Origin of the sequence: Nitrosomonas communis (assembly GCF_024102715.1) — a bacterium.
Taxonomy (GTDB): Bacteria; Pseudomonadota; Gammaproteobacteria; order Burkholderiales; family Nitrosomonadaceae; genus Nitrosomonas; species Nitrosomonas communis_B.
The window spans coordinates 1-26,974 of sequence record NZ_JAGFJM010000090.1 but is presented as its reverse complement, the minus strand read 5'-3'; the positions used below and the strand labels follow the sequence as shown (position 1 = coordinate 26,974).

The following is a 26,974-nucleotide window of genomic DNA, read 5'->3' as shown; positions in this document are numbered from 1 at the left end:
TCATTGAGAAAGCCACAGCCCATGGCATGCAAGCTGTGATTCCGCCACGCAAAAACAGAAAGGAGCAACGATTCTATGACAAGCATCTATACCGCCATCGCCATCTGGTCGAGAACGCTTTTCTTGCCCTCAAACAATGGCGTGGTATTGCCACCCGCTATGCCAAGAACCTCTCTTCATTCATCGCCATCGTCCAGATTCGTTGTCTCGCACTATGGCTCAAAGTCTCGTGACGACACTATCTAGTAATGAATAGAAATAGCCAGTGTTATAGCAAATGATTTGTCTACTTTTGATGTAGTGAATAGCTTTAATGAGTTAACGCACGATTGAGACGGCAGATGTGCGCAATAACCCTATATGCTGTTTTATTTCTTGTTGATCGTATCATAACTGGCAATCTTCCTTGGCCCATGGAAGATTGCCAGTTGCTGATTTTCAGGTGCAGTTGATCAGTAATCACGGTTGCTCCCAACATACGATCATTCTTTCGATCAGCACTCTGTGCCGGTTTATATCCGGCAGTAACTTCGTTGCTGAGATAACACTATTGCATCGAATGTAGGCCAACCATATTGCCTTCGCTATCAGTAATCAAAGAGATAAGCCATATTGACCAATCGACATCTTCTCTCGCACGATCTGTCCTCCGGCAGCAACCGCCCGCGCGGCCTCAATAGCACAGTCTGCACACATAAAGTAGACCAGCGCACAATTGCCACCTGATGGCCCGCCTTCCATCTTGACTAAAGCCCCAGGAGCTCCGCTTCCACCCTTTACCATTGGAAAAGCCCATAATTCTATTTCTGATCCTGCAGGACTGTTTAAGCGTTCCAGCTTAAACTGAAAGACAGATTCGTAAAAATGCTTGGCACGATCGATATCTTGCACATAAATTTCAAACCATCCGACTGGATTACTGTTCATGGCAATACCTCCTAAAAATGGAAACCCTGTGTAAATACAGATGCTGATCCAGGGTTCTTGATGAACTACCAGCGTTACCGGAATTGAGAACTACAACACGATGTCGGCGACCTGGCCGACCTGGTTATTAATTCGATGCAGCTAATACGTAGCGATCACGACCAGCCCTTTTTCCTTCATACAAAGCCGCATCTGCGCGCTCTACAGCACTTCTCAAGGTTTCTTCGTTTCTTACAAGAGCTAAACCTATGGTAATGGTTAATCGCAACTGCTTCCCGTCTGGCAGCACCATCGGGGTATTCCTCACCATGTCTATGCTTCTTTGGGCTGCAATAGTCACTTCTTTCTCATCCCGCACCTCTAACAGCTGAAGAAACTCCTCACCTCCAAAACGAAAGAGAGATTCGTTTTTCTCATCCCGCACCTCTAACAGCTGAAGAAACTCCTCACTGCCAAAACGAAAGAGAGATTCATCTTCCCGAATGCTATGCGCCAGTGTAGTTACCAGGTGGCGCAGTGCATCATCTCCCACATTGTGACCAAAATTGTCATTTACTTTTTTGAAGTGATCAACATCAATCAAAGCGATAAATAGAAGTTTATTATTCCGTTTGCAGCGCTTTTGGAATTGTGAAAATGAATGATCAAGAATTTGCCGCAGAGGGAGACCGGTCAGCGGGTCGTGCAAATTCTTAATGGTGACAAGTAACATCTTGAATTCATTTATAAGACTGAAAAGATTTTTTTGACTCTTGTCAAGTTTGTTCAAGAGTTGCTCCATCCCCTTTCCTTCAGGGATGAGCATGACGATCTCGCGAATCGAATCATGCATTGCTTGATGAGCGACTACCAATTTTTCTTTCTTCTCACGATCGAGTCGTGCCAACACATCTCCGCCAGAGTCTAGCCATTGACCGAATTTGCATATTTTGTGCGCATTAACATTGACCATGTCATCAGGCTGATTTCCATCCAGAATGGCATACCGTAACAGACGGCGTGCCCAATCCTGATGTGATTGTGCTGCGACATCCAGGTCATGTATTACTTTGTCTATTGGCTGATCACTGTTTGGCATAATTTTTAACTAGAATTGACCCATGGAATGGCAACAGTTATGGTGAACTCCATGATATCTGCTATTGCTTCTTCACAGATAGGTAATTTAGCTTCCGGACTAGCAGAATGTATCAGCTCTGTGAGTTTCTAATCAATTGAGTTCAAGAGTTAAACATAACTTCCAACTGTGCTTGTCATTCAGGTTTTCTGCGCAATGATGGCATAGCGTCCTTTATCACGTCTCGTCGTGGGTAAGTTCATAAATTCTTCAATCACTATTCGACAACGTAGATCATGAAGAATACGAATGGTTTCCTCTGGTGTGTGGGAGTCATAGAAAAATTCTTGCCCAAACATCGTGTCTATAAATGGTGGGTGCGCAGAGCCACCAACCGTCAACATGAACTTTCCGCCTCTTGGCAGCTTCTCAACTATCCTGCGTAGTATGATGGCATGCATTGAGCGGTCAATATGAAACAGTGCATCCCATATTATGGCGGCATGGAAATCCTCACTGAATTCATGCTGTTCAATGGAAGATAGTATCCATTGTTCTCTTGGGAAACGTGCCTTGGCCAGTTTGATGAGTTCCTCAGCCTGATCAATGCCGAATACCCGATGACCTCTGGAAATAACGTATTCGGCCAGCGGGCGGCCAGTGCCACAGCCGATATCGACAACCAAAGCATTGTCCGGCAAACCGGATAACAGCACGTTGAGATAATCTTGCTCTCGTCCGTAGCATTCTTTACGAGCCTTATCCCATTGACTGGCAATCTTGTTTGTAGGAAGCGCGATTCATAGGGAGGTCTTGCGTGCGAGCTAAGGTATGGGCGCTGGAGGGAAAGCGCTAAAACGAGGAGCTTAATATCAGCATCATTTCTTCTCCATCGTGCTGATAAATGCGTTGGCTTCATTGATGGATTTTTCCATCGAGCTTATGAGTGTTGATACGTCAGACTGGAGCGTGCCGAGCTCTCCTTTTAGCGAGGCGATCGCTTGTGCATTCAGGTTATGTTTGAGGAACATGACTTGATCCTTGAATACTGTCAACACCGGCTGGATTTTGGCTTCGGCAGCTTTCATGGTGGTGATGAGTTGCTGGTAATGCGCGCGCGTAGCAGTCAATTTCTGTTGGCTGCTGCGCTTGAGTGAGGCGTTTGAGTACTGAGTGATTTCCTGTTCCCATTCGGCAAACAATGCTTGAGAAACATCTTCAATGGCAGCGATACGATCGCTGACTTCGTCTGCTTTGGCGACACTGGCTTCGTATTCGTCATTCAGTTTGTTGTAGACCACTTCCAGGTCGCCGCCTTTAAAGTTGGTTACGGCAGTGAACTGTTCCAAAGCCGATTTGAACTGCTCCTTAGTTTCTTCCTGGGTATCGCGTGCTTTTTCCACTCGGTGCACCAGCACATCACGCTTGGGTATACCGATTTTTTCCAGCCCACTGTAGTACATGGTGGAGCAGGCCGCCAGAAAAAGCAGTAACGAGTAAGCAAACAGACGCGATAAATAATTCATAAGGTTCTCCTGCAAGAAATCAATCAATAAGATATGCTAACGCAATACACCCCGCCGCAACAATTGCCACATGACTTTAAAGCCCCACAAGATGGGGTGGCGCCGCAGCATGGGAGTAATTTCCACCCGGACGCCACTATGGCGTTCGATTTTCCAGGCGGCATAATCGAGGCAGTCGCGAAAAGTCAATGTGGCTTTGCTCAATCTCAGAATGGAGAGAATTCGTCCCTGCCAGCGCCTGAGACGCCAATGAAAGCGGGCGCGCCGGTTATCTGATGGCGTCGTATGGCAATAGTAGTGCCCGCCGGGTTGTAAAGTGAGCAGACCATGCAAAGCTGGCAGGGCGGTGGCGGTCAGACGAGCATAATTCTCCAGGCTGAGTTGGGTCAGGTGGCGTGCCCGCGTTTCCCGTTCAGCGCGTAATTCTGCCGCGTAGGTCAGCATCAGACCTTGTGTCCAGATTTCTTCGGCAGGCAATGCGCGTGCTTCAAAGGTTAGCAGGCTGGATTTCATAAATTTTATCACCGCTTGCGCCATGGCTACATTGACGCGCTGGCGGATGAAATCATCGCGGACATAAAGTAGTCTCGCTGGCTGGGCGAAGCGCGCCCATAAATAGGGATGAAACCAGTATTGGTTGCCGTGTTCAAAATCGGCGGTTGAGATGACTGCATACTTGGCGCGGAAGGTTTTGCCCTGTTGGGTGGCTTCCAGATAAAACACATTCGGTGGCAACCAGGCATTCAGGTAGGCCAGATAGCGCTCGCTGTAAACATTATGGTAATCATTGACCAGCACATAAAAATCGGCGATGCCCTCGGATAGATTGCTGGCATGCAGACAGGAGCCATACAAAATGATGGCATCCAGCGAGTCGCAAAAGTGCTGCCTGATGGCGTCGACCAGATGCTCGAAATCTGGCGAGACTGCCAGGCTATTTTGCCAGGCGATGGCTTCTACCAGGGGTGCAGGCGCTTGCTTAGCGAGAGGTGGCATGTTTTCTTTCATGGTTCGCAAGGAATTACAATACGAGAAAAGTGATGGGGCCACTGGCCGAGATGCGCAATGGTCCATATTGGCGTGAAGCATGAAACAACTCACCATCAACGATATAGTCATCATCCAGCGATAATTCCAGCATCTGGGTATTGTAGCTGACGTAGCCGTGTTCTTTCTTGAGACAGTGACCACGACCTGCAATCAGCGGCCAGATCGAATACCAGAATTTTCTGCTGTGCTGCTGTACAAAGGTCACATGCAGCGGAGCCGCTTCCTTTCCCCAATAAGGGCGTATGCCCATCAATAACTGATCCAGTGCACTCACTAGCACGAATAAGTAGTTTTGCTGATGCCTTGCGCCCGTTTCATCTACGGCAGTGATTTGCACGGGCGCCCATTCGGGATGCGGGCGACCCAGAAATGTGCCCAATAAAGAACGTAACACGATCAGTGCCGTGAAAATATCACCGGTAATGCCTATTTGTTTGATCGGACTGCGCGAGAATTTTACGCCGCGCGCGATCAATCCCAGTCCGAAAAACATGCCATAGACTTTCTCCCGCCCGGTTTGCTCGATGCATAATACTGGTCGCTCAACGCGTAAGAGGGCTGATCGTGGTGTGGGTTGCTGCAGATAGCGTTTTAGGCGTTGCAAGATATGATCCGGTTTGTCGCGGCTACCCAGATCGAGTGCAGTCATGTTGGTAGTTCCGCCTGGAATAATGGTTAGAAGCGGCCATTGATCCGCCGGTAACCAGACAAGCAAGCGGCTGAGTATGCCTTGCAAAGTGCCATCTCCCCCAACGATGATTAGCCAGTCAATCTTTGTTTGGATCAAGGCCTGCACGGCAGCATCGAAATTGCAGGCATCGGTGACTTGCCACTGATGGATGCCGGAAATCCCTGTCAGTATTTGTTTGATCGCATGCTGGCGTTTGCGTACCTGCCCACCCAATGGGTTGAGAATCAGCCCGATTCGCGCTGTTCCTGTTGCCAGGTTATGGATTCGCGACGAAGCTCTCATTTTTTTCTGTGAGCGGAACGCGGGTGAACACTCTGACGGCCAGTTGCTGCCGGTCTCGGATTGGATCAATCGTTTCCATCCATGAAGTCAATGATCCCTGCTGGCGTTGGGCCTGCCAGGCAGCGATAACGCGCCATGCTAGAAAAAGCGTGGAAATGGCGTGCCAGCTCACCACCAGTAGGAATCCGATATCTGGCCGCTCCGCTAACCAGCTGACGGTCAGCAGAATCAGATTGGGATTGCGCCGTGCAGTAATCAGGCGGTTGAATGAATCGATCCGCTGCCAGATAAACATCACAAAGGGTGCTAGCCAGAATTCAAACAGTCCTTCACAGATACGCCCGCCGACATAACCAGCAAACATCAGCCAGGCGTATAACTCCAGATTTACCAACGGGGTTGCGGTTGTCGCTAATCCAATACCCCAGGCAAGGTACCATAACGGTGGGTGAATAATGTCGAGGCCATGATCCATCACATCGCCCAATCGGCTGGAGGTAAGCGTGACACGCGCCAGCTTGCCATCCACAGTATCCAGGAAAGTCATTAGCCATCCCATGATTAAGCCACCGGCATGATAACCATACCAGAAAGCAACGCCTGCTAAAACTGCCAGTACCAGGCTAAGCAGCGTTACCTGATTGGGCGTTATTTTCCAGTGCACGCAGAAGTGTGTTGCCCACAAGGCTGGAATCGGCCATAGCCACTTGGTGACCAGATCGGTCACGCCTTTATAGGAGCCTGCAAACAACTCCCATTCCAGCGCCTTACGATTAGCTGCGCTGATCGGCAGCAGGTAAGGCGGCTCTTTTTTCTTCAGATTCTGCTGGATACCCATTTGCAAGTCTTTGAGGGTGCATTGCTTGATGCCGGAAATCGCTGAGATATTTGTACTGTGCAATGCTGCCAGCAGGGCAGGTACATTCTTTCCTGTAGTGCGCAGCGCAACCGGTACGCCACTTTGACTATACAGCACGATTTCTTCTTGCAGGTTAGCCATGGCAGCAATGATTCTGGCATCAAACAAATGGTCAGCACGCAGTAGCAATGCAGGTGCATCGGCTGGAATGTCAGCTGGATTATCAGCCAGACGGGTTTGTTTAAGTGACGCAGCGGTACGTTGCAGTCGTTCGCGGCCGCTCAATCCCCACAGGTTGATTTCGCTTTCGCCGAAAATATAAATGTAAGTTGTCGACATGAAAAAATAGTTAGATTTGAATAGTTATCCGAGTTAAAAAATTCGTCGTAACCAGATAATAGCCAGGGTAATGAGCGTTAGGCTGGGGAGAATGGATGCCAGCATTGGATTCAAACGCAACAATAAGCTAGCGTTAGCAATGATTTGATCAAGTAGATAAACGCCTACGCCGATGATGGCGGCTAAAATCAGTTTGCCTCCCAGTCCATTACGGACTGAACCAAAAATAAAGGGGATGGCAAGCAATATCATGGCGATCGTCATGAGCGCACTGCCTACCTTGCCCCACAGAGCCATGAGATAAGCATCGGCTTTCTGACCGGTTGCTTGCAGGAATTCTGCGTGTCGTATTAACTCCAGCGGGGAAAGGCTTTCGGGTGGCTTGGTCAAGGTGGCGATATCTTCTGCTTTAAGAAAGGATTGCCACTCTACGGTGCTGGCGCTCGCTAGTGCAATATTTTTTTCTGTGAATGTTCTGACTGTTACATCATTTAGCTTCCAGAGTTCGTTATTGCTTATCTCAGCAAACTTTGCGTGCGTATGCGTAGCAAGAAAGCCTTGTTCGTCAAAATGCATAATTTCGATATCAATCGCTCTGTTGCCAGGCAGGATTTCACCAACTCGTAAAATATTACGCTCGTCTCGCGTCCAAATACCAAGTCCCTTGCCAAGCTCAGCAGTTTTTTCCAGCGCACTGGATCGCTGCGCAATGGCTTTTTGTTGAAGTTGCGGGGCAATAGACTGTTCCATCACCGCAATGATCAGTAATAGCGATAAGCCAATGCCAACGGGCACCATGCTGATCTGAATAGGCGACAAGCCGGCAATACGTAAGGCAACCAATTCCAAATTGATAGCTAATTTACCCAGCGCGCCGACTGTTCCCAGCAGAGCGATAAAAGGCGCTATTTGAATAAAGCGGCGTGGCATCAACATGATAACGTACAGAAAGGCATCCCCCGTTTGGTAGCTACCTTTGCCGACATCGTCGAGTTGCTCTAATAAATCGAAGAAACTAAATAGCGGTAATAGCACGATGGCAGCAATGACCATGCCCATCACTACCTGTTTAGCAATATAACGGGAAGCGGTTTTCACTGTCTTTTAAATAATTTCTGTCTTGAACCCGGCAAAAGCACTCCGGCGATAATGAAAAGCAGCAGATATAACCACCAAATACCTAGGGTAGCGTTGACCACTCCTTGCTCTACCCATGTTTGTGCCAGACCGCTGAGATTATAGTAGATAGCAAACACGGTGGCAGCAACAAGATAGGTTTTGTCACTTTTACTTTGACGTGGCGCAACGCGGGTAAAGGAGACGGCGATCAGGGCCAGCAAAATGGTGGCAACCGGGCGAGAAAGCCGCCATTGAAGTTCAGCAATGTCGCGAGGCTGTTCAGATTCCCAAAGTATACGGGTTGGTGCGGCTTTGCGCCGATGCCATTTGATCTGATCGTTTTCATTAAAATAAGTCATTTTTTCGTATCGAATCGCACTATCTTTGCCTTCCGGGTATGCAAGGTGATAAATGTAACCATCAAATAATTCTGTATGCGATTGTTGCTCTAGTGATAGCTGCTGATGTTGAATGGCTTCTTTTGCTACGACAATCTCGCTGATACCTGCTTTTTTGATGAAGTGGAATACTTCCTCCATGCGTGTGCCAGAATCGTCCTTGGCTTGTACGAAAATTACCCGACCACTTTTTTCGCTGCCATAAAAACGTCCTGCCTGGAAACGATTGGCATTCAATTCAGCTTCAGCCTGTGCATCAAGGATATAGCTTTCTGCGTAAGCCCAAGGACGGACATAAAGTGAGAGAGCACCGCTGACGATGCCAACAGGGATGGCAATCATCAATACGGTATAGAGAATACGGTAGTCGCTGAATCCGACAGAACGGAATATGTTCATCTCTTGATCCCTGCTCAATCTGCTCAGTCCATAAATGACTGCGACGTAGAATGAGATGGGAATCAACACTTCCAGCGCAATGATCGTTTTTAGCGCTACCAGTTGCAACATAACGAGCAGGCCAAGTGTTTCAGTCACTGCGCTGGCCAGCAAGCGAGCAGTGCTGAAACTAACGAATAGTCCAGTAAGAATGCTGATTACGGCGAGGAAAGGGAGGAGCAGCTCGCGTGTAATATATTTTTCGATGATTTTCATAAACCGGATTATTTTATTCGACAGCAGGCGTTGAGTTGGCGCAGACCAGGAGCCACATTAGGCTGCAACTCAATCAAAACTGCTGTTTAGTGTTTCGCTAAATGGGATTCTTCCAGTAATCAATCGTCTGCTTGGTCGATATCAAGCTCAGCTTGGGAAAAGAGCAGGGCGGGGCCGAGCTGGTCTTGCGAGTAACAGCATCATTTGATGTACGCTCTGCTGCAAGCACTATGGCAATATATTGTTCATTTTGATTCATGCTTTATCCTAAAGAATCAGGCGGCCTGAATGATTTGATGAATTGTTGAAAGGCATGGCGAAGGGAGTGCTATCATCGCTATGGACAATCGATTACAGTATTTTTTCATAGAGTCGGTATCGTTTATACTGCTTGCTGCCAATACTTTCCAGTATACTGCGCATGGCTTTGTTATCTTCGAGTATCCAGGACATTTCGACTTCTTTGATTCCTCTGGCCAGTCCGGCTTGTCTCGGTGCATCGATAACCATGAAAGCCAGTGCCATGCCAAGGGGAGTGTGATGAAATTGCTTGCGCACGCCCATTAAGGGGATGCGGGCCGTTCGTATGGCGTTGGCTTTAAGTTGTCTAATCAGACGAAACCAGCCTAGCGGAAACAAATTGCCATTGAGTTTAGCAAAAATTTCATTAAGGTTTGGAAGGGCTGCCATAAAAGCTACAGGAACATCTTTTACTTCCGCAATCTGAATAAATTCACTTGGAACAAGCCAGCGTAAACTGTGACCCAGTTCAGCAAATTCAGATTGAGTAAAAGGGACAAATCCCCAGTTTTCTGACCAAGCATCATTAAAGATATCACGCAGAATTTCCATTTCTTCGCTAAATTTATCGCGACGCAGTGTCCGCAGCTTAATTTGCTTGGAAAATCTCTGAATAAGTGTATGCATGACGCTGGGCAGTTCGAAATCAACTTCGACCCAGTAGGCAAGGAGATCCTTGGCCGGCTGGTAATTGCATTGTTCCAGTAAGGGGCCATACCATCTGGGGGAATGTGGCATCATGACAACAGGTGGCGTATCAAAACCCTCTACTAAGATGCCACATTCCTGATTGATGGAAAGATTGAACGGCCCACTCACATGATGTGTACCCCGCTCGATAAGCCACATTTCAGCGGTGCGTATGAGTTCAGTGAAGACTGTTGCATCATTGATGCACTCCAATGAGCCAAAATGACCTGTATCCGCTCCATGACGTTGCCTGTGCAGCGTATCCACTTGTGCGCTGATTCTCCCTGCGGGCTGATTACCTTTATAAGCAACCCAGGCTTGCCATTCTGCATGCTCTAGAAAGGGATTGAATCTGGAAAAATGCAAGCGCCGTTCCAAGCGCAGAGGAGGGATCCACATTGGATCATTTGCGTATACTTGCCAGGGAACGCCGATAAATGTGCTCATTTCACGATAAGATGTGACTGGTCGCACATCAATTCGCTCATTTTTCCACTGATCTATTTTTTCACTCATGATTTAAAGTGACTTGATACACTGAGTGTACAACAGCAATAAGTGATAAAGAACGCGTATGTAGCCTACATGATAAGGCAGGAGGGCACTTACTCCCTGCGAGCTTGGCCACTTTATGGGAAATACCTTCCCCTTTAACGTTTGAATTGATCAGTATACGCCAACAGATCGGTTACCAGTTGATGGAAAACTTGCTTTGGATCATGTTCTGCTTGAGCTGATGGAGCTGTACCTGCCTGTTTTTCATCAATTGCACCACTCATCTGGCAAAAATCGTAGAATTTATTCCAAGCGATATTGTAATCACGCAACTGTTTCTGGGGAATAAAACCCTTCAGCACTTCAAACGCTTCTCGCATGATAGGTAGTCTTGTTCGCAAGTGGGAAGCGAGATCTTCCGGCCAGTGAGTGGGGTGAGGGTATAAACCAGTAAGCTCGGATCTGAAGGTGGTGTCATAATAATCTACTGCATCAGCTCGCCGTCGGCGATTAATGATCTCGACGCCAATGGCAAAAATGATGATTGCGCCGAGCAATGCAAATGGCCATAGCACTACTTTCTCAAAATACAAACTTATCTGATCTACGAAATTAATAGTATTTTCCAAAATTTCCTCGATTTTTAACGTGTGTTAAATTAAAAGTTATCAATGCAATAAGTACTTTTATCAATTTTATTATGCTGAATACTACTCGATGTTGCCATAGGTTAGTACAAGTATCAATATGATGTAATGTATTGGTTGTTGATTGAGCTGAGTCAAAATTAATATAGCGTAAATGGCGTATATAAAGCTGCAATGTTGCACACTCACCATCATTTATGATGTGATTGGTAATCGAGTGAATTAATATGCGGTTGGCTTAAGTATTTGTTAAATCTTTATCCTAAGAGATCAAGGAAAGGTTAAAATAGAATTGACCGAGTTATACTGATTGCGATATTTTTGTCTGTTTTAAGCTAGATAAATCTAATAAACCTGTTCCTCCGTTACCTTCCTGGAAAAGTCAAAGAAAAGCATGAAAAAGAAATGCAACGAAGCAGTTACGGTAACCAATTCACCTCCGCCAGAAAGCTTTGAAGCAGCATCGGCTGAACTGGAAAGTATTGTGTCAGCAATGGAAGCAGGGCAGATGACGTTGGAAGCGTCGCTTTCGGCTTATAAGCGTGGAGCGGAGCTATTGCATTACTGTCAAACTACGTTACAAAATGCGCAACAACAAATACGAGTTCTTGAGGCAGATATGCTGAAAGATTTTTCTACATTGAGTGCCGATGAACGTTAATTTTCAAAACTGGGTAAAAAATCGCCAGTTACAAATAGAGTCTTACCTGGAGAATCGTCTGCCTGCAGAGAATTGCGCTCCTGAGCGCTTGCATGAAGCGATGCGCTATGTAGTGCTAGGAGGAGGAAAACGAATTCGTCCTTTGCTTTCTTTTGCTGCCGGAGAGTTGAACGGAGCAGATGAAGCGCGGGTAATCGTTGTGGCTGCTGCAGTAGAGCTGATTCATGCTTACTCGCTGGTGCATGATGATCTGCCTTGTATGGATGATGATACACTGCGGCGTGGTAAACCTACCTGTCATATACAATACGATGAACCTACCGCATTATTGGTAGGGGATAGTTTGCAGAGTTTGGCTTTTCAATTGATGGCCGAGTTTTATTTAACAGACAATCCGAAAAAACAGCTGGAAATGATCAAACAGCTGGCGCAAGCGGCAGGGTCACGTGGAATGGCAGGTGGGCAGGCGATTGATTTGGCCAGTGTAGGCAAGATATTGACTTTGCCGGAGCTTGAATTCATGCATATTCATAAAACTGGAGCGCTAATTCGTGCGGCAGTAATGCTGGCTGCACACTGTGGCGATGAGTTGAGTGATGACCAGTTAGCCCACCTGGATCATTTTGCTAAATGTATTGGTCTTGCGTTTCAGGTGGTGGATGATGTGCTTGATGCCGAAGCCACGACTGCAGCTTTGGGCAAAACTGCTGGCAAGGATGCCGAGCAAAATAAGCCGACCTATGTCAGCATCTTGGGAGTTAAGCAAGCTCGTGAGTTGGCTAAAGAGCTTAAGCATGACGCCTATGAGGCGCTTGATCGTCTGGGAATAGCCACTAACCGTTTATTGCAGGTAACGGATTTCATTGTTCAGCGTGAATTCTAATCCTAACGCTTTCTTCTTTTATAATCAGCTAGAATTTTTTTATTTAAGTTTGCATGTACCCATTACTTGATCGTGTTAACACTCCTGCCGAGCTGAGAAAGCTGGAGCGTAAACAGCTACCGCAATTTGCTGATGAGCTGCGTCGATTTTTGATTGAATCCGTGGCGAAAACAGGCGGACACTTGTCGTCGAATCTCGGTACCGTCGAATTAACCATCGCGTTGCATTATGTTTTCAATACACCTTATGACCGGCTGGTATGGGATGTAGGTCACCAAACCTACGCCCATAAGATATTGACGGGCCGGCGTGAAGGGATGGCCAAATTGCGTATGCAGGGTGGTATTGCCGGATTTCCACGGCGGGATGAGAGTGAATACGATGCTTTTGGTACGGCACATTCGAGCACTTCCATCAGTGCAGCTTTGGGAATGGCTGTGGCTGCGCAATTGAGTGGTATAAATCGGCGTGCCATTGCTGTGATTGGTGACGGTGCCATGAGCGCAGGCATGGCGTTTGAGGCGCTGAATAATGCCGGCGTAATGGATGCTAATCTGCTAGTGATATTGAATGATAATGATATGTCCATTTCCCCTCCTGTCGGTGCGCTTAATAATTATCTTGCCAAGTTGATGTCCGGTCAATTTTATGCTACGGCACGCCGCGCTGGTGAGAAAGTGCTGGGTGTAGTGCCGCCCGTTTTGGAGTTGGCGAGGCGGGCCGAAGAGCATGTAAAAGGAATGATGACTCCTGGTACATTGTTTGAAGAGTTTGGTTTTAACTATATTGGTCCAATTGATGGACATGACCTGGATGTCCTGCTGACTACGCTGAACAATATCAAACATCTAGATGGTCCACAGTTTTTGCATGTCGTCACGCGCAAAGGGGCTGGCTACAAACCGGCTGAAGAGAATCCGATTTTGTACCACGGTGTCGGAAAATTTGATCCAGTTCAAGGCATTGTTACCAAAGCTGCTGGTAAGCCATCTTATACGCAGATTTTTGGTGATTGGTTGTGTGATATGGCTGCCATGGATCCGCGTTTGATTGGCATCACTCCTGCCATGCGTGAAGGATCAGGTTTGGTTCGATTTTCCCAGGAATATCCGGATCGCTACTTCGATGTAGGTATTGCTGAGCAACATGCGGTGACTTTTGCCGCTGGTGCGGCGTGCGATGGCCTAAAACCAGTGGTAGCAATCTATTCAACATTTTTACAGCGCGCCTATGATCAGCTGATCCATGATGTGGCCATACAGAATTTACCAGTAGTTTTTGCCATTGACCGGGCCGGACTGGTGGGTGCTGATGGGCCAACTCATGCGGGTAGTTTTGATTTGAGCTATTTGCGTTGCATTCCAAATATTACAGTGATGACGCCAGCCGATGAAAATGAGTGCCGTCAAATGCTCTACACCGCTTTTCAGATGAATACATCTGCTGCCGTTCGTTACCCACGCGGTTCGGGTATTGGGGTAAAAGTGCAGAAGGAGATGCAGGCACTGCCATTGGGTCGTGGAGAGATTCGCCGCAAAGGCGACAAGATCGCTTTGCTTGCTTTTGGCAGCATGCTTGCTCCTAGTCTGGAAGCAGCAGAGGAGTTAGGTGCTACTGTTGCTAATATGCGATTTGTTAAACCGCTGGATGATGATTTGGTTGCGGATCTGGCTTCGACTCATGAATTACTGGTCACGATTGAAGAAAATACCATAATGGGCGGTGCTGGCAGCGCGGTCATGGAATCACTGGCAAGCAGAGGGATTGTTGTTAAATTACTTCTGCTAGGTTTGCCAGATCTTTTTCTCGAGCAAGGTGATCCAGTGCAAATGCTGGCTGATTGTGGACTGGACAAGATTGGCATCATTAAATCTATCCAGGCAAAGCTGGCCGAATAACGTATATACCAGCTGAGATAATTTGCATGGCCAAAAGGTAATTTTTATTGATGTTTTTTTAATAATGCTGTGTTTAGAACCAACCATATTCAGAGCGGTCTCATTAAGAAGCGCCTGATCTGCCTTGGATAGTTCTTTCAGATCTGACACGTTATCAAACTGAGGGACTTTATGTAGCGAAGGAAGCTGCCATTATCTTTCCAGAAGGAATCATCATGAACAAACAAGCTGATTTTCCGATTGCTGATGTACAAAGTTCATTGGACACCAGACGTATTGCAATTGATAGAGTAGGGATCAAAGCCATTCGTCATCCGGTCAAGGTGGCTGATAAAGATGGCGGGGTGCAGCACACGGTTGCAGTTTTCAATATGTATGTCAATTTACCCCATAATTTCAAGGGTACACACATGTCGCGATTTGTCGAGATACTGAATAGTCACGAACGCGAAATTTCCGTTGAGTCATTCGAGGATATCTTGCGTGCCATGGTAACGAGACTAGAATCTGAATCCGGCCATATTGAGATGACATTTCCTTATTTTGTCAACAAATCGGCGCCCATTTCCGGTGTGCGAAGCTTGCTGGATTATGAGGTAACCTTTATTGGCGAAATCAAGCAAAATCGCTATGAATTCACCATGAAAGTGATTGTTCCGGTGACGAGTCTTTGCCCGTGCTCAAAAAAAATCTCTGACTACGGGGCACACAATCAACGTTCTCATGTCACCATCTCGGTGCGCACCAATAGTTTTGTTTGGATTGAAGATGTCATCAGAATAGCGGAAGACCGGGCCTCCTGTGAACTGTACGGACTACTCAAGCGGCCGGATGAAAAATATGTTACCGAAAAAGCTTATGACAACCCGAAATTTGTCGAGGATATTGTGCGTGATGTGGCCGAGGTGCTGAACGGAGATGATCGTATCGATGCTTATGTGGTGGAGTCGGAGAATTTCGAATCCATTCATAATCATTCTGCCTATGCGCTGATTGAGCGGGACAAGCGCAATGTGTGATGTCATACCTAAGTCGTTACGCGATTGATATTATTCTTCGCCTTGTCGGGCGAAATCACTTAAACGAAAACCCAGTACCCATAAGGTGAAGAAATAGCTGGTGGCGCCTAGGAAAACGACTTGAATCAACCTTAGTGCACGCTCAATTGCAGTATCTTGCAACCAGGTTGCGTCATTGCCTGCCGCAAACCAGAGAATACTACCCATCACCATCAATGCTGTTAAAATTTTCAGTAGGAAAATTGCCCAGCCAGGCTGCGGCTGATAAATATCATGACGGCGCAGCTTGTAGTAAAGTAAGCTGGCATTGAAGCAGGCACCTAGGCCAATTGCTAATGCCAAGCCAGCATGCTTTAAAGGGAAGATAAAGGCAAGGTTCATTAATTGAGTTACGACAAGCGTGATGACAGCAATTTTGACGGGTGTTTTGATGTTTTGCCGGGCGTAAAAGCCGGGAGCCAATACCTTTACCAGAATTAGTCCAAGCAAGCCAATGCTATAAGCGATGAGCGCTTGACGGGTCATCCAGACATCTTCAGCTGTAAATGCGCCATAATAAAAAAGTGTTGCAATGAGCGGCGTGGCCAGTAATGCCAGCGCCACAGCTGCCGGCAGTGTTAGCATCACGGTCAGTCGTAGGCCCCAATCCAGCAGGCGCGAATATTTTTCGTTATTGTGGCTGGCATAGTGGCGAGATAAGGACGGCAGCAGAATGGTTCCTAGTGCGACCCCTAAGAGACCTGCCGGAAATTCCATGAGCCTATCAGCATAGTAAAGCCAGGAAACGCTACCTGTTATCAGCAATGAAGCAAATATGGTATTGATCAACATGCTGATTTGCCCTATGGACACGCCAAAAACTGCTGGTCCCATGAGTTTGAGCACACGCCAGGCACCCGTGTCTCTCGATTTCAGATGAAAACGGGGCAATCGTTTGAGACGCATTAAGAACGGCACTTGAAATGCGAGCTGCAATATGCCACCGATAAATACTGCCCATGCCAAGGCAAGGACAGGGGGATCGAGCAGGGGTGCAAGCCATAGTGCACAAGCGATGAACGATAAATTCAATAAAACCGGCGTAAATGCCGGCACTGAAAATTTACTATAAGTGTTGAGTATTCCTCCTGCGAGCGCGACCAAAGAAATAAACAAAATGTAAGGAAAAGTGATGCGTAATAATTCAACTGTCAATGCAAACTTTTCCTGATTAGCCGAGAACCCAGGAGCGCTGAGATAAATGATCAGTGGTGCAGCCAAGATCCCGATTAGGGTGACTATAAATAGTGCAATTCCCAATAATGTAGCAACATGATCAATTAATGCGCGCGTCTCATCTTCTGTGCGGGAATTTTTATATTCAGCAAGGATAGGAACAAATGCTTGCGAGAAAGCGCCTTCCGCAAAGAGGCGACGCAAAAGATTAGGGATGCGGAATGCAACAAAAAAAGCATCGCTTGCCATGCCGGCGCCAAAAATTCTGGCAATGAGTATGTCACGTAAGAATCCAAGAATACGTGAAATTAATGTCATGCTACTAACCGTAGCGAGTGCTCTGAGCAAATTCAATTAATTCAGTAATATAGAGAAATTGATCTTGGATAACATAATCAGCTAGTATGGCTAATCGAATAATACTGCATTTATGTTTGATTTAACGATAGCTATCGGCAATGATACAAACGCCCTCGGAAAACCATAAAATAAAGACTTTTGGTGTTTATAGTTAAAATACCTTTGTTGCGGCGGTAAATAGCTAACCAGAAGAGGAATAGAGAAACCGCGCATTACTTGCTCGCGATGAAGAAATGGTGGCGAATCAGGGATTTGAACCCCGGACCAACGGATTATGATTCCGCTGCTCTAACCACTGAGCTAATTCGCCATGGCATAAAGCATGCATTTTGCCTTTGGAGAGGGAATGCTGTCAAGATTGATATAATAGTTCCTTTGCATGTTTGCAGTATGCCCAAGCATAAAGCGTCTGTATAATCCAATTATGAAATTTGATATTGTTGTGATCGGCGGTGGTTTAGTAGGCGCAAGTCTGGTTGTTGCGCTTAAGGGGAGTGGCTTGAAAATCGCATTAGTTGAATCACGCTTACCTTTGCCATTGCCAAATGATACCAGTTGGGATAGCCGGATTTATGCCATTAGCCCGGGCAGTGCCGCCTTTCTTCAGTCGCTTGGCTTGTGGCAGCGACTTGAAGCTGCACGCATTACGCCGGTGCATGAGATGAAGGTATTTGGCGACGACGGTGCTGCAAGACTGGATTTCAGTGCCTATGGCAGTGGTTTATCCGAACTGGCGTTTATTGCCGAAAATCGGCAATTACAAGCTGTCGTATGGAATGCGCTGACAACACTAGATGAGAATGTAACGGTTTTTTGTCCTGCTCAATGTGTTTCATTGTCTTGGCATGAATCCAGGATTGATTTGCAGCTAACAGATGGTAACCTGCTCCAGGCTGCTTTAGTCGTAGGAGCGGATGGTGTTAATTCTTGGGTGAGGAAACAAGCAGAAATCGAAGTGACGCAGCATGCTTATCACCAGGTGGGTATCGTGGCCAATTTTAGTACTGAGTTTCCCCACTATAACACTGCGTATCAGTGGTTCCGGCGGGATGGTATTTTAGCGTTATTGCCTTTGCCTAATAAACGAGTATCCATGGTTTGGTCGGCAAATGAGTCCCAAGCAAGCACGTTGCGCGACTTGTCTGATGAAGCATTGTGTCGTCAGGTAGCGGAAGCGGCAAATCATACGCTTGGGAAGTTGCAAGTGGTGACTGAGCCAGCGGGTTTTCCATTGAATTTTGTGCATGTTAAGGCGCTCGTTAAGCCGCGTGTAGTACTGATTGGTGATGCTGCCCATGGCATTCATCCACTCGCAGGACAAGGCGTCAATCTGGGTTTGCGTGATGCACGTGAGCTGGCTGCAACTCTGATGAGCCGTGGTTTGCAGTCAGATTGTGGTGACTTTATGTTGCTGCGCCGCTATGAGCGGGCGCGCAAGGAAGATATCCTGGCGATGGAGTTTGTGACCGATGGTCTGCAAAAATTATTTGGCAGTGAAGACCCGATACTGATTCGCCTGCGTAATCTGGGTTTTGAGATCACCAATCGCTTGCCGCTGTTAAAAAACAGACTGATGCAACATGCGCTCAGTTGAATAAGCATACTGAATCCAATTTTTATAAACAGGAGTAAAAATGATCATGCGTTTACATCACTTTTTAATGTTGCTGCTGTCAGGCTTCATTTTCAATCAAGCTTTGGCTGATGAAACGCAGCTTAAAAAAACGGTACAAGCGCATTTCCCCGAAAGCGAGATCGAAAGTTTTCGTAAAACACCTTATATGGGTTTATATGAAGTTGTGGTCGGAGGAGAAATACTTTACACAGATGAGAAAGCCGAATATTTTTTCCTGGGCCATGTGGTTGATACCAAAACCCGCGTTAGTGTGACTAACGAACGCATGCAGCAGCTCAGAGATGCGCGGCGGATTGCGATTGATACCTTGCCATTGGAACTGGGAATCAAGGCGATTAAAGGGAATGGCAAACGAACGCTAATTGTTTATTCTGATCCTCACTGTCCTTTCTGCAAAAAATTGGAAGGAGAGCTCGTCAAGGTAACGGATATTACTATTTATACGTTGCTTTATCCTATTTTAAAAAATTCGATGCCGACGGCAACCGCGATTTGGTGCTCAACTGACCAGCTAAAGGCGTGGGACGATTTTATGCTACGCGGAATCACCCCGTCTGGGAAAGACTGTGAAACCCCATTGAATACGCTGCTTCAATCAGGACAGAAAAACAGAGTAACCGGAACACCGACACTCATCTTTGCAGATGGCTCGGTCGTGTCAGGCCTGATTCCTGCAGAAGAGATCGAGAAAAGACTCAATAACGCGGAAAAGAAATAGAATGAAGGAGAATACAATCGTCTCCCTATCAGAGGCAGCAAGGTGGCCTATTCTCTATTTCTTTGCCTGAAGATGTGCAGAATAGTTCTTGGGGAGCAGTACCCACATTTTTCCTTTCTGCTTCATCTTTCCCGCTTGGCTTGCCGCTTCCGGACCGAATCCCCAGAAGAAATCAGCGCGTACTCCTCCTTTTATCGCGCTACCGGTATCCTGGGCAACCATCAGTCGATTGAGCGCTTTGTTACTGTTAGGCCAAGTGGTAGAAAGAAAGATAGGTGCACCTTGTGGTACAGCGCGGGGATCGACGGCCAGGCTTCTGCCGGCAGTAAGTGGCACGCCTAATGCACCCACTGGACCGGTCAGGTGATCGGGGAGCTCCCGGAAAAAGATGTAGCGTGAATTTTGGTGCAGCAACTCAGTTAGCTTATCAGGATTCTGCTGCCCCCATTGCTTGATTCCCTGCATAGAAGCACGTTCTAACGGCAGCTCGCCTTGTTCAACTAGCAGCTTCCCGATCGATTGATAAGGATGACCGTTCTGATCAGCATAACCTACTCGGAGAATTTCTCCATTTTCCAGGGCGATGCGACCGGAACCCTGAATCTGGAGAAAAAACAATTCAACTTGATCGCTAACCCATAAAAGCTCTCGTCCTCTTAGCGATACCGGGCCATTCTCAATTTCTGCGCGGCTATAGTAGGGCACCACTTTGCGTCCTTCCAAGCGGCCACGCAATTGCAAATTCTTAAGTTCTGGATAAACATTACCTAAATCAATGATCAGAAGCTCATCGGGTGGTGCATACAGTGGATAGCGATACTGCTGAGATGGCGTGCGGCTGCCATTAAGCAGTGGTTCGTAGTAACCAGTGATGAGCCCTTCATCACTACCATCCAGATTCAATACCTGATGTGGGATAAAATGATGCTTGAGGAAGAGTTTGATGGTGTTATCACTGGGTCGCTTGATGGCGCTGGCTTTTTTACAGGTTTCCCGCCACAATAGCTGTTTATTTAAAGCATTGCAACTCTGCAGAAAGGTGCTCCACGCTGGCAAAAGTGTGTCTTGTTCCCATTCTTTTAATTGGGACCAATCAGTTGCTTTTAGCTGGCTGAGGCTAGGAGATATTGGGGATATCTGCGGTACATTGGCGGGCGAGCTTGCTGACGTTGATGATTTTGCTGATAACTTATCAGGAATAGGAATCGGTGAAAGGGTCTCGGTTTTGCAGGCTGCCAGCAGCCAGAGGGATAATGCAAGAATGAGCAGAGTCGATTGGTTTTTCATCGAATTTTAATTAAAGTGACATCCTTTAGATAAATTCTGACTATACAACAAGCTGAGAGATATGTGGATTTTAGCAATTGAAGCAGTGCTGGCATTGGGATTGTTTATTTTTATCATTTGGTGGACTTTGCCAAAGAGAAAAGACAGGGGCAAGAAGAAAGAAGATTGATTATTGCTATCAGGCTATGCTTCACTGCGCTTCTGAGTGTTTCAATTTTTTTCTTGCCATATTTACCACTATGAACCTTAACTATTTTAATTATACCGGGTTATCTAAATCGATGAATTGGTGTTTGATGCCGAATTGCTGAGCAATATGTTCTCCAAGCGCCTGCACACCATAGCGTTCAGTTGCATGGTGTCCTGCAGAGATAAACGCGACACCGGATTCTCGTGCAGAATGAACATTCTGTTCGGAGATCTCGCCCGTTATAAATGCATCGACACCCAGCATGATAGCTTCCTCGAAATAGCTTTGGGCGGCACCGGTACACCAGGCGATGCGGCGGATTTGTTTAGCTGGATCACCAATGATCAGCGGTCTGCGAGCCAATGTTGATGATATTTTTTCTGCTAACGCCTGGAGGGGGATATCGTGCATGAGCTGTCCGTGTGATGCAATGCCATGTTCTCCAAAGTGACCAGTTGTCAGAAAAGAGAGTTTCTGCCCTAGTTGGGCGTTGTTACCTAATTCTGGGTGTGCATCCAATGGCAGATGATAGGCAAATAGACTGATTCCGTGTTTTATCAAGCAGGCTATGCGCTGGTACCTTATGCCGCGCAACGTTCTATCTTCGCCACGCCAGAAATAGCCGTGATGCACCAGGATCGCATCCGCGTGCATAGCCACAGCTGCCTGGAGAAGATCTAACGATGCCGTGACACCACTCACGATGGTATGAATTTGATCGTGCCCTTCCACTTGTAGTCCATTTGGGCAATAATCATGGAAACACGAAATATCCAGTAGTTGATTCAGATAAATTTCAAGCTCGTCTTGTTGCATTTTTCTTCCTAATCACTATATATCTGTTTACATTGTAACTTGTTACCCCTGATTAATTTACTGATATGAATAAACTTTGGTTAATTTTTGCGCAATCGGTTACGGTATTGCTGGCTATCTTCTTTGTCGTTTCCACGCTCAAGCCTGAGTTGTTGCCATGGACACCACGTGGCAAATTGGCAACGATCAAAGAATCTGCTCCAGTTGAAGTAGCATCCAGGCCTGGCAGCTTTAATGCTGCCGCTGAAATTGCTATGCCATCAGTGGTTAATGTTTTTACCAGCAAGGAAGTCAGAATGCCCTCACATCCGCTGCTGGATGATCCAATATTTCAGCGTTTTTTTGGTGAACGTTTCGAGTCCAGGCCAAGGCGTACTTCCAGTCTTGGCTCAGGCGTCATAGTCAGCCCGGAGGGTTATATTCTGACCAATCATCATGTAGTGGAAGCAGCAAGTGAAATTCAGGTTGCGCTGGTTGATGGTAGAAATGCTAAAGCACGCATCATCGGCTCTGATCCGGAAAGTGATCTGGCTGTACTAAAAATTGATTTAGATAATTTACCCAGTATTACCTTTGGCCAATCCGAGCAAGCGAAGGTTGGTGATATTGTACTCGCTATCGGTAATCCTTTTGGCGTAGGGCAGACTGTTACGATGGGAATTATCGGTGCCCTAGGGCGATCCCAAGTGGGAATTAATACTTTTGAGAACTTTATTCAAACCGACGCAGCAATTAACCCGGGTAATTCAGGAGGTGCGCTGACGGATACATCTGGCAATTTGATTGGAATTAATACTGCGATTTATTCTCGCACAGGCGGATCATTGGGGATAGGCTTTGCCATTCCTGCGAATGCGGCTAAACAGATCATGGAGCAAATTATCGAGAGTGGCAGTGTGACACGAGGTTGGCTAGGTGTGAGTATGCAGGATATTACCCCTGAACTTGCTGAGTCGTTCAGACTAAAAAAACCTGGAGGCGCATTAATTGCTGGTGTACTAAAAAATGGTCCTGCCGATGAAGCTGGGATAAAGCCTGGAGATATTCTGCTCGCCGTGAATGGAAAGTCCATTGCGGATTCTTCTGAAATGCTCAACCTGGTTGCGGCATTACCGCCTGGTAAAACAGTTACCTTAGCGATATTGCGTAATAATTCGGAAAGGTCGGTTAAGGTAAAGGTAGGTAAACGTCCTACTTGAGTAAAACAATATGCCCAGATCAGTAGTTCACATAAGATTGCCAGTTAAGCTTTTGTGTGCGGCTCTAGTGTTTTTACAGAAATATATTAAGAGAAAATAGAGTGACCAGAATGAACGCTATATCACCAAGACCAAGGGTATTGGCTACTTTATATCGTTGGTTTGATATTCATGTATTTGCGCTGGGTCGTGAAATGCGGCTTTCCTATTTGCCTCCATTAATGGTTTATCTTGCTGCTGGTATTTCTAGCTTAACCGGAATTGTTGGCACATTTTACGTTAAAGAGCGTTTAGGATTATCCGCTGAGTTTCTGGCAGCGCTGGGTTTTTGGATGGCGTTACCGTGGGCACTAAAAATGCCGATTGGCCATCTTGTCGACTTGATATGGCGTTGGAAAAGTCTGCTGGTATACTTGGGGGCGAGTTTGATTATGATGAGTTTGCTTATCATGATTGGATTGCTTGGCTATACCGACGCCATGCAAGGTGTTGCGTCTGTGGAGAGTTGGTATGTAGCAGCGGTTTTACTTGCACCGATTGGTTACGTCCTCCAAGATGTAGTGGCAGATGCGATGACAGTGGAGGCTGTTCCCCGGGTTGAAGCGAATGGGCAACCGCTGCCTCCGGAAAAGCGCAAACAGATGCATGTCACAATGCAAACCCTTGGGCGGGTAGCTATTATTGGAGGCAGTGTACTTGTTTCAGTAGCGAACGTTTTTTTGATGCGCGATGTAGGTGCCATGTCCGAAGAGGATAGAACCGCTGCCTATTTATTGGTTTATCAGCTTGCCTTGATTATTCCATTTATCTCGGTGTGCGGAGTATTTTTTGCAAGTTGGCTGAGGCGGCGAGATATGGCACATTTGGCCAAGCAAGGATTCAGCCACACCGAATCTGAAGTGTTGTTGAATATTCATGCTGAAGCACCTCCGATCAATTGGTGGATATTGGGTGGAGGCGCAGCGTTCACCGTCGTGTCGTTGAGCATCGGGCTCGGCGGGTTTTCTGCTGCGGAGGAAATCGTTTTTTGTTTATCGATGGTCATTGTGCTTTTTTTAATAGGACGGCTTTCCAGCGAGTTGGATGCAGAGGCGCGTAATGTACTGGTTGGTACTGCTTTCCTGATATTTGTCTTTCGTGCGCTACCTACGCCAGGAGCTGGCTCTACTTGGTGGATGATTGATCAGTTGGGTTTTGACCAACAATTTCTTGCTACCTTGTCATTGATAGGTGCTGTTTTGACGCTGGCAGGAATGTTTATATTCCGTCGTTTTATGGCAGAGCGCTCGATGGCTTATATCATTGGCGTGCTTACTGTTGCCAGTACGTTATTATCGCTTCCTATTATCGGCATGTATTTTGATTTGCACGAGTGGACCGCTGCACAAACAGCGGGAGTAGTGGATGCACGTTTCATTGCCATCATTGATACCGCACTTGAATCACCCTTAGGCCAAATCGCCATGATTCCAATGCTGGCATGGATTGCGAATTCTGCACCTGAGAAACTTAAGGCGACCTTCTTTGCAGTCATGGCTTCGTTTACCAATCTTGCATTATCGGCTTCTCAATTAGGCACCAAATATATAAATCAGATTTTTATTATTACCCGCGAAGTGAAAGATCCTGTTAACGGCGAAATATCTGTTCCTGCTGATTATAGTGAGTTGGGTATGCTCCTAATAACAGTGACTATTATTGGTTTTATCTTGCCTTTGCTGACTATTTTCATCATTAAGCGGACGCGTTTCCGTTGCGCTTGAGCTCTTGTTATTTTGCTTTATCAAAAATTTACTCAATAAGATTGAAAAAAGTGTCGATATCTTTATTGCTTTATAAGCAATAAAGCATTTGTCCATACTATAGGAGTAATTATGATAAAGTTAATACAACTGATAATTATTTATTTTGTGTTGAGTGGTAGTGTTTATGCAGCTGTAAATATTAATACTGCTTCACAGTCAGAGCTTGAGGGGCTGAAAGGAATTGGTCCAGCAAAGGCAAAAGCTATAGTTGAATACCGGAGTCAGCACGGTCTGTTTGGTTCAATAGATGATTTAGAAAAAGTAAGTGGTATCGGACCTAGTATCATCAAGCAGATTCGTAATGATCTGACAGTGGGTGATGCGCAGGTAGCGAGTGGGGAAGAAAAGATCGCTGTTGAACAGAAAGAAAAATCTAATCCATAAGCTCATTAAGTGATATTACCCCCAGAGCAATACAATTTCTGGGGGTCGTCTGATTTGATTATTCGTGCATAGATATTTAGTGGCATATGCGATAATTAAGAATTCGCAAAAAATGCATTGCCATGTTCAAAAAAATTGAAGATTTTGTTGGTAATACACCGTTAGTTAAGCTTAAGCGTATTCCTGGTAAAACCACTAACACCATTCTTGTCAAGCTTGAGGGGAATAATCCAGCAGGTTCAGTTAAAGACCGGCCAGCACTTTCCATGATCATGCACGCGCAAAAGCGTGGTGATATTAAACCAGGCGATACTTTAATTGAGGCTACCAGTGGCAATACTGGTATTGCATTAGCGATGGCGGCAGCCATGATGGGCTATCGCATGATCCTGGTGATGCCAGAAAATTTAACTATAGAACGACGGCAGGCAATGAGTGCGTTTGGCGCTGAAATCGTATTAACTCCTAAAGAAGGGAGTATGGAAAAGGCGCGTGATATTGCTGAGATAATGCGTAAAGAAGGTAAGGGGCTTATTCTTGATCAATTTGCCAATCCCGATAATCCGCTAGCCCATTATATGGGAACTGCTCCAGAAATCTGGCGTGATACTGGTGGAAAAATAACCCATTTTGTAAGTAGCATGGGTACTACGGGAACGATCATGGGATGTGCCCGATATTTTTCTGAAAAAAAATCAACTATTGAAATTATTGGTGTGCAACCAGAAGAAGGATCCCAGATTCCCGGCATTCGCAAGTGGCCGGAAGATTATTTACCAAAAATATATGACCCTAAACGGGTAAATCGCATTCTTCCAGTCTCCCAACAGGAGGCTGAGATGATGGCTCGGCGCTTAGCACGCGAAGAGGGAATTTTTGCTGGCATCTCGTCTGGCGGGGCATTAGCTGCAGCGCTGAAAGTTTCTGCAGAGGTAGAGGATGCGATAATTGTTTTTATTGCATGCGATCGGGGCGATCGCTATCTATCAACTGGAGTGTTTAATTAAAATGTGGGTTAAGAGCTGATTCGTAAAGAATTCCAGAAACACAGAGCTGCAGCCAGCTTTCCGAATAATGCACCATAAATCCCTTATAAGAACGAACTTTACTGGCACCATGCAATGCCTGTTTTTTCTTCAATTCAGGCAAATAATACTTCAATCGGTTGGCCGAACGCGAGAAACTGTTGCAGACAACCATTAATCCTATGGCTCCGGATAGCGTTGCCTTTTGTTTTTTACCTGTGTCAAGATGACCAGATTCTAGGCTTGTCTAACGTCTTCGGTGTCGGGCCGTTGATAAGCTTTATCGCCATGCAGTTCATTGTTGTGCAGTTGTGGTCGAATCTGATCAAATATCTTACCATCATGGTCGCTGGCGCATCGGGAATGAATCGATCAACTAAACTTGCTCTGGATTCTGGGCTTCCTGTTCTTGCTGCGTCAGTGTTAAATAATCGGCCCTGCAAAATACCTGAGACCCTCATGAACACATCGGTTCAAATAAGAAACCAACCTTCTAAACTCTCAAGAATTTATAATAACAGCATCTAAACCCGAGGGAAATTCAAGGTATTTAAGATGGCTATCGACGACTTTTTCCGTGCGCGCCTCATCAAATGATCGACTTGCGACATCCTTTGGCGGTACTGGCGGGACGACTGCCCTGGTCTCAGACCGAAGCAGCGCTGGCACCTGCGTTTGAGCGCACGAATCGTCTAGGCCAAGTGGTAGAGATCGATGTGAAGTGGTACCCAAAAACTGGACAGGTTGTTAAGCTCTGGCAAAACAGAAAAGGAGTGAAATAACCATGAGCAAGAAGCGCGCGCAATATTCCAGTGAATTCAAAGCGAAAGTTGCATTGGCAGCC

General features: G+C 46.3%; 26 protein-coding genes, 1 tRNA gene and 1 pseudogene. 12 read left to right on the top strand and 16 right to left on the bottom strand.

The annotated features are described in order from the left end of the window. Positions 1-233, top strand: a 233-nt coding sequence (locus J5I83_RS08965; protein ID WP_369683409.1) for a transposase, incomplete at its 5' end; no start/stop codon positions are given. 361 nt (positions 234-594) lie between these two features. Here J5I83_RS08965 and J5I83_RS08960 read toward each other — a convergent pair. The 12 genes from J5I83_RS08960 to J5I83_RS08905 form a co-directional block, all read right to left on the bottom strand. Then, on the bottom strand, positions 595-927 hold the full coding sequence (locus tag J5I83_RS08960; protein WP_304055148.1) for a VOC family protein: 333 nt from the start codon (positions 925-927) through the stop codon (positions 595-597). Positions 928-1,054: 127 nt separating this feature from the next. Further along, positions 1,055-2,005, bottom strand: a complete 951-nt coding sequence (locus tag J5I83_RS08955) for a diguanylate cyclase (RefSeq protein ID WP_304055145.1) — start codon at positions 2,003-2,005, stop codon at positions 1,055-1,057. 179 nt (positions 2,006-2,184) lie between these two features. Then, a complete protein-coding gene (locus tag J5I83_RS08950) occupies positions 2,185-2,700 on the bottom strand; it encodes a class I SAM-dependent methyltransferase (RefSeq protein ID WP_304055142.1) in 516 nt (171 codons plus the stop codon). A 162-nt stretch (positions 2,701-2,862) separates the two neighbouring features. After that, positions 2,863-3,510, bottom strand: a complete 648-nt coding sequence (locus J5I83_RS08945) for a DUF2959 domain-containing protein (RefSeq protein WP_304055139.1) — start codon at positions 3,508-3,510, stop codon at positions 2,863-2,865. A gap of 36 nt (positions 3,511-3,546) precedes the next feature. Continuing rightward, on the bottom strand, positions 3,547-4,506 hold the full coding sequence (locus tag J5I83_RS08940; RefSeq protein ID WP_304055137.1) for a hypothetical protein: 960 nt from the start codon (positions 4,504-4,506) through the stop codon (positions 3,547-3,549). A 25-nt stretch (positions 4,507-4,531) separates the two neighbouring features. After that, complete coding sequence (locus J5I83_RS08935; protein WP_304055135.1) at positions 4,532-5,533, bottom strand: acylglycerol kinase family protein; 1,002 nt, start codon at positions 5,531-5,533, stop codon at positions 4,532-4,534. Then, positions 5,508-6,731: a CDP-alcohol phosphatidyltransferase family protein gene (locus tag J5I83_RS08930; RefSeq protein WP_304055133.1), complete on the bottom strand. Its 1,224-nt coding sequence runs from the start codon at positions 6,729-6,731 to the stop codon at positions 5,508-5,510. Before J5I83_RS08930 ends, J5I83_RS08935 begins: the two co-directional genes overlap by 26 nt. 33 nt (positions 6,732-6,764) lie before the next feature. Further along, positions 6,765-7,829 carry an LPS export ABC transporter permease LptG gene (gene lptG / locus J5I83_RS08925; protein WP_304055132.1) on the bottom strand — a complete coding sequence of 355 codons (1,065 nt, stop codon included), beginning with the start codon at positions 7,827-7,829 and terminating at the stop codon, positions 6,765-6,767. After that, positions 7,826-8,902 carry an LPS export ABC transporter permease LptF gene (gene lptF / locus J5I83_RS08920; RefSeq protein ID WP_304055131.1) on the bottom strand — a complete coding sequence of 359 codons (1,077 nt, stop codon included), beginning with the start codon at positions 8,900-8,902 and terminating at the stop codon, positions 7,826-7,828. The genes lptG and lptF overlap by 4 nt, the downstream gene beginning before the upstream one ends. Positions 8,903-8,999: 97 nt before the next feature. Further along, complete coding sequence (locus tag J5I83_RS08915; RefSeq protein WP_304055129.1) at positions 9,000-9,161, bottom strand: hypothetical protein; 162 nt, start codon at positions 9,159-9,161, stop codon at positions 9,000-9,002. A gap of 92 nt (positions 9,162-9,253) precedes the next feature. Continuing rightward, the gene (locus J5I83_RS08910) at positions 9,254-10,408 is read right to left on the bottom strand and encodes an N-acetyltransferase (protein WP_304055126.1); all 1,155 of its coding nucleotides are present in this window, start codon (positions 10,406-10,408) and stop codon (positions 9,254-9,256) included. 134 nt (positions 10,409-10,542) lie between these two features. Further along, positions 10,543-11,016 carry a hypothetical protein gene (locus J5I83_RS08905; protein WP_304055124.1) on the bottom strand — a complete coding sequence of 158 codons (474 nt, stop codon included), beginning with the start codon at positions 11,014-11,016 and terminating at the stop codon, positions 10,543-10,545. Positions 11,017-11,428: 412 nt separating this feature from the next. Between J5I83_RS08905 and J5I83_RS08900 the strand changes: the two genes are divergently transcribed. From J5I83_RS08900 to folE2, 4 genes are all read left to right on the top strand, one after another. Then, positions 11,429-11,695, top strand: a complete 267-nt coding sequence (locus J5I83_RS08900) for an exodeoxyribonuclease VII small subunit (RefSeq protein ID WP_304055121.1) — start codon at positions 11,429-11,431, stop codon at positions 11,693-11,695. After that, entirely contained in the window at positions 11,685-12,578 is an 894-nt protein-coding gene (locus J5I83_RS08895; protein ID WP_304055118.1) for a polyprenyl synthetase family protein, read from the top strand. The genes J5I83_RS08900 and J5I83_RS08895 overlap by 11 nt, the downstream gene beginning before the upstream one ends. Positions 12,579-12,631: 53 nt before the next feature. Further along, on the top strand, positions 12,632-14,476 hold the full coding sequence (gene dxs, locus J5I83_RS08890) for a 1-deoxy-D-xylulose-5-phosphate synthase (RefSeq protein WP_304055115.1): 1,845 nt from the start codon (positions 12,632-12,634) through the stop codon (positions 14,474-14,476). 215 nt (positions 14,477-14,691) lie between these two features. Continuing rightward, positions 14,692-15,495 carry a GTP cyclohydrolase FolE2 gene (folE2, locus tag J5I83_RS08885; RefSeq protein ID WP_304055111.1) on the top strand — a complete coding sequence of 268 codons (804 nt, stop codon included), beginning with the start codon at positions 14,692-14,694 and terminating at the stop codon, positions 15,493-15,495. 30 nt (positions 15,496-15,525) lie between these two features. On the opposite strand, the gene murJ is transcribed toward folE2, so the two are convergent. Continuing rightward, positions 15,526-17,064: a murein biosynthesis integral membrane protein MurJ gene (gene murJ, locus J5I83_RS08880; RefSeq protein ID WP_304055109.1), complete on the bottom strand. Its 1,539-nt coding sequence runs from the start codon at positions 17,062-17,064 to the stop codon at positions 15,526-15,528. A 240-nt stretch (positions 17,065-17,304) separates the two neighbouring features. Further along, positions 17,305-17,380 (bottom strand) — tRNA-Met (locus tag J5I83_RS08875). A 114-nt stretch (positions 17,381-17,494) separates the two neighbouring features. Here J5I83_RS08875 and J5I83_RS08870 point away from each other — a divergent pair. Beyond that, positions 17,495-18,664, top strand: coding sequence for a UbiH/UbiF family hydroxylase (locus J5I83_RS08870; protein ID WP_304055106.1), 1,170 nt, complete (start codon positions 17,495-17,497; stop codon positions 18,662-18,664). Between the two features lie 40 nt (positions 18,665-18,704). After that, positions 18,705-19,424 (top strand): DsbC family protein, encoded by a 720-nt coding sequence (locus J5I83_RS08865; RefSeq protein WP_304055103.1) that lies wholly within the window; start codon positions 18,705-18,707, stop codon positions 19,422-19,424. Positions 19,425-19,478: 54 nt separating this feature from the next. On the opposite strand, the gene J5I83_RS08860 is transcribed toward J5I83_RS08865, so the two are convergent. Together J5I83_RS08860 and J5I83_RS08855 are read right to left on the bottom strand one after the other, a co-directional pair. Beyond that, on the bottom strand, positions 19,479-20,711 hold the full coding sequence (locus J5I83_RS08860; RefSeq protein ID WP_304055100.1) for a murein transglycosylase A: 1,233 nt from the start codon (positions 20,709-20,711) through the stop codon (positions 19,479-19,481). Positions 20,712-20,970: 259 nt separating this feature from the next. Next, positions 20,971-21,717, bottom strand: coding sequence for a Nif3-like dinuclear metal center hexameric protein (locus J5I83_RS08855; RefSeq protein ID WP_304055097.1), 747 nt, complete (start codon positions 21,715-21,717; stop codon positions 20,971-20,973). A gap of 65 nt (positions 21,718-21,782) precedes the next feature. On the opposite strand from J5I83_RS08855, the gene J5I83_RS08850 reads away from it, so the two are divergent. The 5 genes and pseudogenes from J5I83_RS08850 to J5I83_RS08830 form a co-directional block, all read left to right on the top strand. Further along, positions 21,783-22,916, top strand: a complete 1,134-nt coding sequence (locus tag J5I83_RS08850; protein WP_304055094.1) for a Do family serine endopeptidase — start codon at positions 21,783-21,785, stop codon at positions 22,914-22,916. Positions 22,917-23,026: 110 nt separating this feature from the next. Further along, entirely contained in the window at positions 23,027-24,679 is a 1,653-nt protein-coding gene (locus tag J5I83_RS08845) for a hypothetical protein (RefSeq protein ID WP_304055092.1), read from the top strand. Positions 24,680-24,790: 111 nt separating this feature from the next. Beyond that, on the top strand, positions 24,791-25,105 hold the full coding sequence (locus tag J5I83_RS08840) for a ComEA family DNA-binding protein (protein WP_304055091.1): 315 nt from the start codon (positions 24,791-24,793) through the stop codon (positions 25,103-25,105). Between the two features lie 122 nt (positions 25,106-25,227). After that, entirely contained in the window at positions 25,228-26,112 is an 885-nt protein-coding gene (gene cysM / locus J5I83_RS08835; protein WP_304055090.1) for a cysteine synthase CysM, read from the top strand. 573 nt (positions 26,113-26,685) lie between these two features. Beyond that, positions 26,686-26,846, top strand: a pseudogene (locus J5I83_RS08830) (IS5/IS1182 family transposase); the annotation flags it as partial. Positions 26,847-26,974 lie beyond the last annotated feature (128 nt).